7 protein-coding genes are annotated in these 6,914 nt (G+C 48.8%); 5 read left to right on the top strand and 2 right to left on the bottom strand.

Annotation, left to right across the window (positions count from 1 at the left end; genetic code table 11):
* Positions 1-216: 216 nt before the first annotated feature.
* Together HMPREF3140_RS23690 and HMPREF3140_RS23685 are read right to left on the bottom strand one after the other, a co-directional pair.
* A complete protein-coding gene (locus tag HMPREF3140_RS23690) occupies positions 217-1,428 on the bottom strand; it encodes a M24 family metallopeptidase (RefSeq protein WP_017901247.1) in 1,212 nt (403 codons plus the stop codon).
* An 86-nt stretch (positions 1,429-1,514) separates the two neighbouring features.
* Positions 1,515-2,468 carry a LysR substrate-binding domain-containing protein gene (locus HMPREF3140_RS23685; protein ID WP_020481021.1) on the bottom strand — a complete coding sequence of 318 codons (954 nt, stop codon included), beginning with the start codon at positions 2,466-2,468 and terminating at the stop codon, positions 1,515-1,517.
* A gap of 156 nt (positions 2,469-2,624) precedes the next feature.
* On the opposite strand from HMPREF3140_RS23685, the gene HMPREF3140_RS23680 reads away from it, so the two are divergent.
* Genes HMPREF3140_RS23680 through HMPREF3140_RS23660 form a run of 5 tightly spaced genes read left to right on the top strand, consistent with a single transcriptional unit; the run spans position 2,625 to position 6,612 of the window.
* Positions 2,625-3,473 carry a transporter substrate-binding domain-containing protein gene (locus tag HMPREF3140_RS23680; protein WP_004118155.1) on the top strand — a complete coding sequence of 283 codons (849 nt, stop codon included), beginning with the start codon at positions 2,625-2,627 and terminating at the stop codon, positions 3,471-3,473.
* Positions 3,474-3,496: 23 nt separating this feature from the next.
* Positions 3,497-4,168, top strand: coding sequence for an amino acid ABC transporter permease (locus HMPREF3140_RS23675; protein WP_017901245.1), 672 nt, complete (start codon positions 3,497-3,499; stop codon positions 4,166-4,168).
* Positions 4,165-4,827, top strand: a complete 663-nt coding sequence (locus HMPREF3140_RS23670) for an amino acid ABC transporter permease (RefSeq protein ID WP_017901244.1) — start codon at positions 4,165-4,167, stop codon at positions 4,825-4,827. The genes HMPREF3140_RS23675 and HMPREF3140_RS23670 overlap by 4 nt, the downstream gene beginning before the upstream one ends.
* Positions 4,828-4,831: 4 nt before the next feature.
* A complete protein-coding gene (locus HMPREF3140_RS23665) occupies positions 4,832-5,650 on the top strand; it encodes an amino acid ABC transporter ATP-binding protein (protein WP_017901243.1) in 819 nt (272 codons plus the stop codon).
* The gene (locus tag HMPREF3140_RS23660) at positions 5,647-6,612 is read left to right on the top strand and encodes a DMT family transporter (RefSeq protein WP_017901242.1); all 966 of its coding nucleotides are present in this window, start codon (positions 5,647-5,649) and stop codon (positions 6,610-6,612) included. The genes HMPREF3140_RS23665 and HMPREF3140_RS23660 overlap by 4 nt, the downstream gene beginning before the upstream one ends.
* The last annotated feature ends 302 nt before the right edge of the window (positions 6,613-6,914 follow it).

The following is a 6,914-nucleotide window of genomic DNA, read 5'->3' as shown; positions in this document are numbered from 1 at the left end:
TTACCCGAAATCTGATTTATTCAACAAAGCCCATGACAATAAAACACTATCAATGATTTAGAGTCATTTCCACTGAACTGATCTGAGGAAGATAGAGCATCACATTATTTCCTGTTGAATTTAGATAATGACGCTCATATTACAAAGCCGGGCAAAATAATCAGCACCAGAAGGTGCTGATATATTGATGCATTCTACATTAGGCATGCTTATCTGCTATTTTTCTATAATGTTATGCTCAGGACCATAAGGGAAATGGGTAATGTTCTCTGCTGCATTTTCGGTGACTACCAGGATATCGTGTTCGCGATAACCGCCGTGTCCCGGCATGTTCTCTGGCAGCATGATCATCGGTTCCATTGAGACTACCATTCCCGGCGCTAAAACGGTTTCAATATCCTCGCGTAATTCTAAACCGGCTTCGCGGCCATAATAGTGGCTCAGTACGCCGAAGGAGTGACCATAGCCAAAAGTCCGATACTGCAGCAGGTCATGCTCGCGATAAATTTCATTGAGCGAGGCGGCGATATCGCAACAACGGGCGCCAGGGCGAATGAGCGCCTGCCCACGGCGGTGCACCTCACAGTTGATCTCCCAGTGACGCAATTGCTCATCGCTAGGCTGACCGAGGAACAGTGTACGCTCCAGCGCGGTATAGTAGCCGGCAATCATGGGAAAACAGTTCAGTGATAAAATATCCCCTTGCTTGAGGCGACGGGTCGTCACCGGATGGTGAGCACCGTCGGTATTCAGGCCAGACTGAAACCACGTCCAGGTATCGCGCAATTCAATATGCGGCAAGCGTTTCGCGATTTCCCGGGTCATCGCCGAGGTGGCTGCCAGGGCAACGTCATACTCCGGAACATCTTCGGCAATCGCTGCGACGCATGCCGCGCCGCCGAGGTCGGCGACCTGAGCACCAATTTTAATCAGCGCAATCTCTTCGGCAGACTTAATCATGCGCATACGCATCGTCGCCGGTGCAATATCAATAAACTGTGTCTGAGAAAGGTAATGGCAAAATTTAGCGCGCTGTTCGATCGTTACATGATCGCCTTCCAGTGCAATCCGCCGGCTATTATCAGGAACCACTTTACGTACTGCACGGTAATAATTATCGCGCTGCCAGTCCGTGTAAACGATATTTGCACCGTAGCTGCGGCGCCATCCCTGACCTCCATCGATATTGGTGGTAATTAAAAATGACTGGCTCGGTGTCACTACCAAGGCATACTGGCGACCAAAACTACAATATAAAAAATCGCCGTAGTAATTAATATTATGAATCGAGGTTAAAATAACTGCATCAATGCTGTCTGCTTCCATGGTGGCCCGTAATCCCGACAGTCGGCGCTGCATCTCATGGGAGCTGAACGTTCCTTTAACTTTTTGCCCATTAGCTAATTCAATAATATCTGGCATGCTCATAATAAACTCCGTCGTTGATAATGGCGTGATGCCATCATCTGGAAAATGATATCTTGCTACAAACGGAGATTATTAATTTGCCGTCATTAGCCGGCCTTATGCAGCGTATATTCACCGAGAATTTGCGTTCGCTCTGCAATATGACGTGCGGTTTCTTGTGTCAGCCAGTTAATCAACGCCTGAACGCGTGGCCGTTTCTCATTATTACGCGGGCAGGTTAACCACACCTGTCCGTCTTCGACGATATCGGTAAAAGGGCGAATCAGTGCGCCATTGCTCACTTCCATCGCACACAAAGAGTGACGGCTTAAGGCGATTCCTTGGCCGGCGCAGGCGGCCTGGAGTACGAGGTCAGCGCGGGAAAATCCGGTTCCCGCCTCGACATTCAGGTCATAGAGCCCGAGGCGGGCAAAATAGGAGCGCCAATGGGTGCTATAGGCATTTTGCGGCATGGAATCATGCAGTAAGCGCAAACCACAGAGTTCGCTGTAACTGCGCAGATGCCGTGTTTTCAACAAATCCGGGCTGATCACGGGATAGATCACATCGTTGAACAGATGCCGTTGAATTAGATTTTTATCATCAACCCAAAAAGGAGTGATGGCGATATCGACCGCGTCAGATTTAAAATTGGCGGGCGTCATATCGGCATCAATTTCCAGGCTGATAGGGTACTGCTCATAAAACTGATGCAATCGGGGAAGCAGCCATTTGGTGGCAAAGGACGGCATAACTCGAATCTTTATGGTGCCCTCAAGGGTTTCTTCACCGGTTTGGTGCAACGTAGTTTCGAGGATGGCAAAGGCCTGGCGCACTCCGATAAAAAGTTGTTCACCCTGCGGGGTTAAGCGTAGTCCCGCGGGAGTGCGGTGAAAGACCAGATAGCCAAGTTGCTGCTCAAGCGATTGAATTTTTTGGCTTACTGCACTCTGAGTAAGAAAAAGATCCTGCGCGGCACGGGTAAAACTGAGATTGCGCGCTGCGGCATCAAAGTAGCGTAAACCGTCGAGAGACGGCAAACCTGGTTTTCGTTGCATCATCGGTTTCTCTTTTGCTAAATAACCTGTAATAAGCACTATTCATGCCAAAATCACCATTAGCCGTGCTAATAGTTATCAGTTAGAAACCACCGTTTGTCGCCGCTCAGCGAATGAATAAATATTATCATCGTCATTCAAACTCGCGGAGAAACATTGATGAAAAATAAACTGTGGCTATTACTTTCTATGTCTGCCTTACAACTTTCACCATTATTGATATCTACGGCCCAGGCTGATTTACTGGATGATATTAAGCAAAAAAAAGAAATAGTGATTGCCACCGAAGCGCGCTATGCCCCTTTTGAAATGCTTGAAGATGGCAAAATAGTCGGTCTGGGAAAAGATATTCTCACGGAAGTGATGAAAGGATTACCCGGGGTGAAAGTGGTTCAGCTGGATATTCCATTTCAGGGGATTTTGCCCGGCCTGGAAAGCAAACGATTTGACTTTGTGGCAACTTCTTTAACCATCACTCGCGATCGTGAAGCAAAATTTGCTTTTACCGCTCCCTTTTCTGACGCCAGCGTGGCCATTCTGAAACGCAAAGGGGATAGCCGCATTAATAGCGCCAAAGATCTCCAGGGCATGATTGTCGCCAGCCAGGCCGGGGCGCCGCAAATTGCGGTGCTAAAAGAATATGAAGCATCGGTACTTAAACCCACCACCGGTCACGGCGTTAAAGAAATAAAAGCCTTTATTGATTATAACGAAGCCTATGCGGCATTAGCGGCGCACCGTGTTGATGCGGTTGTGCAATCGCTGCCGAACCTCGCGCCGTTGGTAAAGACCCGTGGTGATACGTTTGAAATTGTACGCCCACCGTTTGGCCCGGCCACTTGGTACGCATGGGCCGGAAGAAAGGATGCGGATAGCGCCTCACTGGTCAAATTTATCAGCGACGGCATTGTGCAGTTGAATAAATCGGGAAAACTGGCGCAGCTACAAACGAAGTGGCTGGGTTTTTCTATGGCCGTTCCTGAGCAAGTTCCGACCCCGGCAAACTAATTTGATGGATACTGGAGGGCAATATGTTTGATATTTCAGTGGTGTTTCCCTATTTCCCTCAGCTATTAATTGGCGTGCTCAGTACTCTGGCTGTATCGCTGAGCGCGATTGTCATAGGATTGATCCTCGGTTGGTTAATTTGCCTGGGGTTAAACTCTCCGCGGCGTCTCGTGCGTTGTTTTTGCAAAACCTATGTCAGTTTTTATCGTGGAACGCCGTTACTGGTCCAGTTGATATTAATATTTTATGCTTTGCCAACAGTAGGGATCACGCTTTCACCATTGCTGGCGGCGGTTGTGGCTCTCTCATTAAATACCGCAGCCTTTCAAGGAGAGATTCTTCGGGCTGGCTTTAAAATGTTGCCCAAAGGCCAACTGGAAGCGGCACGAGATTTTGGTTTTTCAGCGGCGCAAACGCTGTTTTATATTCAGATGCCGCAGGTGTTGCGCGCCATGATGCCGGCTTTGATTAATGAAACCATCGATATTATCAAAAACTCGGCATTGGTCTCGGTGGTGGCGGTCCATGAGTTGATGAGAGTGACTCAAACGCTGGCCTCAACCACCTATCGGCCGCTGGAGTTTTATACGGCATGCGGTCTCCTTTATTTTCTGACCTCGTGGGGGCTGAGTATTGTTGGCACCAGGTTAGAGAAAAACCGCTCATCTTCGGCTCAAAGGGTATTAGCACAATGAATGTTGAAATACTTTTTACCTATAAAGATGCCATTGCCGCCGGTATTTTAATGACCCTAAAAATGAGTCTCGGCGGTATCCTGCTGGGGCTGGCGATCGGGCTATGTTTTTTTCTTCTCGAAAGACAAAAACCTGCTTTATTTAATGTGATATATCATGCATGGATTAATGTGTTTCGCGGCACGCCGTTACTGGTGCAGCTCTTTTTAGTCTTTTATGGTGGACCCTATATAGGTATTAATCTCGAGGCGCAACAGGTCGGGGTACTGTGCCTGGGATGTTATGGTTCCGCTTATTTTGCGGAAATATTTCGTGCGGGTCGCAATGCTGTCTCAGGTGGGCAAGTTGAAGCGGCGGCAGACCTGGGGTTAAGTCCATGGCAAATATTTACTTTCATTGTCTGGCCGCAAATGCTCGCGCGCATTATCCAGCCATTGATTGGCCAGAGCGTCATTTTGGTAAAAGAGTCGTCGGTGCTATCCATTATTACGGTCGGTGAACTCACCAATACCGCCATGACCATTGCTAACCAGACCTATGCGATGGTTGAAATCTACGCCTTAATGGCCATTGTCTATTGGGGGATCGCGATCGGTATCTCCCGTCTGGGTAATAAAATAGAGCGCCATTATTCTTATTCTCAATTAAGCCGAGGTTAATACTATGCGTGATTATGCTATTGAGATTAACAACCTCAATAAACATTATGGCGAAAACCATGTTCTACGTGGCATCGATGTCAGCATTTCTCCCGGAGAAGTCATCTGCGTGATTGGTGGCTCAGGGTCGGGTAAATCCACGCTGTTACGCTGTATTAACTTTTTGGAAGATTATAGCTCCGGCAGCATTCTGGTGAATGGCGAGAACGTCGGCTATGAACCTCTCGGCGGGGAAAAACGCCGGCGTTTAAGCGACAAGGAAAACCGTCAGGCTTTACGCGACGTCTGTATGGTCTTTCAGCAGTTTAATCTGTGGCCGCATATGACGGTACTCGATAACGTAGCCACGCCGTTGCGGCGGGTTAAAAAGGTCTCCCGTGAAGCAGCCTACTCCGAAGCGAAAACGCAACTGGCACGGGTTGGTCTGGCAGACAAAGCCGATAGCTGGCCCGCGATGTTATCCGGTGGTCAGCAGCAGCGCGTTGCCATCGCCCGGGCATTGACCATGAAACCCGCCATTATGCTGTTCGATGAACCGACTTCAGCGCTTGATCCGGAGCTGGTCGGGGAGGTGCTAAAGGTCATCCGCAATCTTGCCGATGATGGTATGACCATGATGATTGTGACCCATGAGATGGGGTTTGCCGCTAAAGTCTCCGATCGGGTGCTGTTTCTTGCCGATGGCTGCATTGAAGAGCAGGGAGCACCGGCGCAACTGTTCCATCAGCCGAAAAGCCCGCGGCTGCAGTATTTTTTGTCGTCGTGGAGTGAGCGCCAGTCGGGGGCTAGATTACCTGAAAGGGCATTGAAGGAGTCAGCATGAAGCAAGGGATTACATTTGGCGTACTCGCTGGCGCATGCTGGGGATTCATCTTCCTGCCACCGGTACTGCTACCCGAGATCTCACCACTGCTGTTAACCTGCGGTCGCTTTGCTACCTATGGGATACTGGCGGCAATATTACTTATACCTCAATGGCGCAACATTGCCCGTGTATGGCATCATCGCGATCTGCTGACGCTAATCCGTCTTTCGCTGATGAGCAATGTTTTCTATTTTCTGCTCGTCGCGGTGGCCGTACAGCAGGTCGGTATTGCCGCGACATCGTTAGTGATAGGTTTAATTCCGGTGATGGTTCCGGTGCTTGGTCGCAGGGACCAGCATGCTCCGCCCTTCAGGCAATTATTGCTGCCGATGACGGCTATCATTGCTGGTGTGGTGCTGATTAATCTGCATGCGATACAAACATCATCGCACCAAGTTACAGAAGGAAAACGGCAGATGCTGGGGATCCTTTGTGCCTTCGCTGCATTACTGTGCTGGAGCCGTTACGCTGTCGAGAACTCCCGCTGTCTGAAAAAACTCCCTTACACCAGTAACCAGTGGTCTCTCCTGATAGGCCTGTGTACGGGATGTATTTCGGTACTGCTATGGCTCATCGCCAGTATATTCAGGTTTTCTGCAGTTGACTTGTCGTTACCGGAACACACCCAAACGCTCTTTTGGATAACGAACATGATGTTAGCCGTGGTCTCCTCATGGCTGGGATATCTGGCGTGGAATCTCTGTTCCCGGCGTCTTCCGGTATCACTGACAGGGCAGATGGTGGTTTTTGAAACCCTTTTCGCGCTGCTATATGGTTTTATCTATTCACAGCGCATTCCGGATCTCCAGGAAAGTGCCGCTATTACGCTGTTAATTGGTGGGGTTATGTTTACGTTACATTACCATCAGCACAATCATGGCGGCGACGTGAGTAATACTTCAGAAGTCAATCGGAGTTAATTATGGCTTCACCAGATTCTCGTACATGAATAGACTGGCCCTTGGAATCTTCAGACAGTTGGTATCACTTAAGTTATTGATAGTATTAATACTCATTTTTAGGCTAGTCGCTGGAATCCGGATAATTGGGGTAAGTTTGGATATCGAAAATTATTGTACTATAAGGGCTTCCCCGGCATGTCAACGCCGGTGTTTACGGTTTCTGTCTGCACTACAGTTAAAAATAAAGGGGAGAGTTTGCGGTACTATAAACGGTCATAATGAATCGTTATCGATTCGGACCCTGATGAAAGACGCGCGTG

This window comes from Klebsiella sp. HMSC16A12 (assembly GCF_001808265.1).
In the GTDB taxonomy this organism is placed as follows: Bacteria; Pseudomonadota; Gammaproteobacteria; order Enterobacterales; family Enterobacteriaceae; genus Klebsiella; species Klebsiella pneumoniae.
Note: the sequence above shows the minus strand (reverse complement) of the source record. Positions and strands in the feature narration are given on the sequence as shown.

What these genes read in the sequence shown, in the direction of transcription:
- HMPREF3140_RS23675 (WP_017901245.1), top strand. Translation starts at nt 3,497, where the DNA reads ATGTTTGATATTTCAGTGGTGTTTCCCTATTTCCCTCAGCTATTAATT.
- HMPREF3140_RS23665 (WP_017901243.1), top strand. Translation starts at nt 4,832, where the DNA reads ATGCGTGATTATGCTATTGAGATTAACAACCTCAATAAACATTATGGC.
- HMPREF3140_RS23660 (WP_017901242.1), top strand. Translation starts at nt 5,647, where the DNA reads ATGAAGCAAGGGATTACATTTGGCGTACTCGCTGGCGCATGCTGGGGA.
- HMPREF3140_RS23680 (WP_004118155.1), top strand. Translation starts at nt 2,625, where the DNA reads ATGAAAAATAAACTGTGGCTATTACTTTCTATGTCTGCCTTACAACTT.
- HMPREF3140_RS23670 (WP_017901244.1), top strand. Translation starts at nt 4,165, where the DNA reads ATGAATGTTGAAATACTTTTTACCTATAAAGATGCCATTGCCGCCGGT.
- HMPREF3140_RS23685 (WP_020481021.1), bottom strand. Translation starts at nt 2,468, where the DNA reads ATGATGCAACGAAAACCAGGTTTGCCGTCTCTCGACGGTTTACGCTAC.
- HMPREF3140_RS23690 (WP_017901247.1), bottom strand. Translation starts at nt 1,428, where the DNA reads ATGAGCATGCCAGATATTATTGAATTAGCTAATGGGCAAAAAGTTAAA.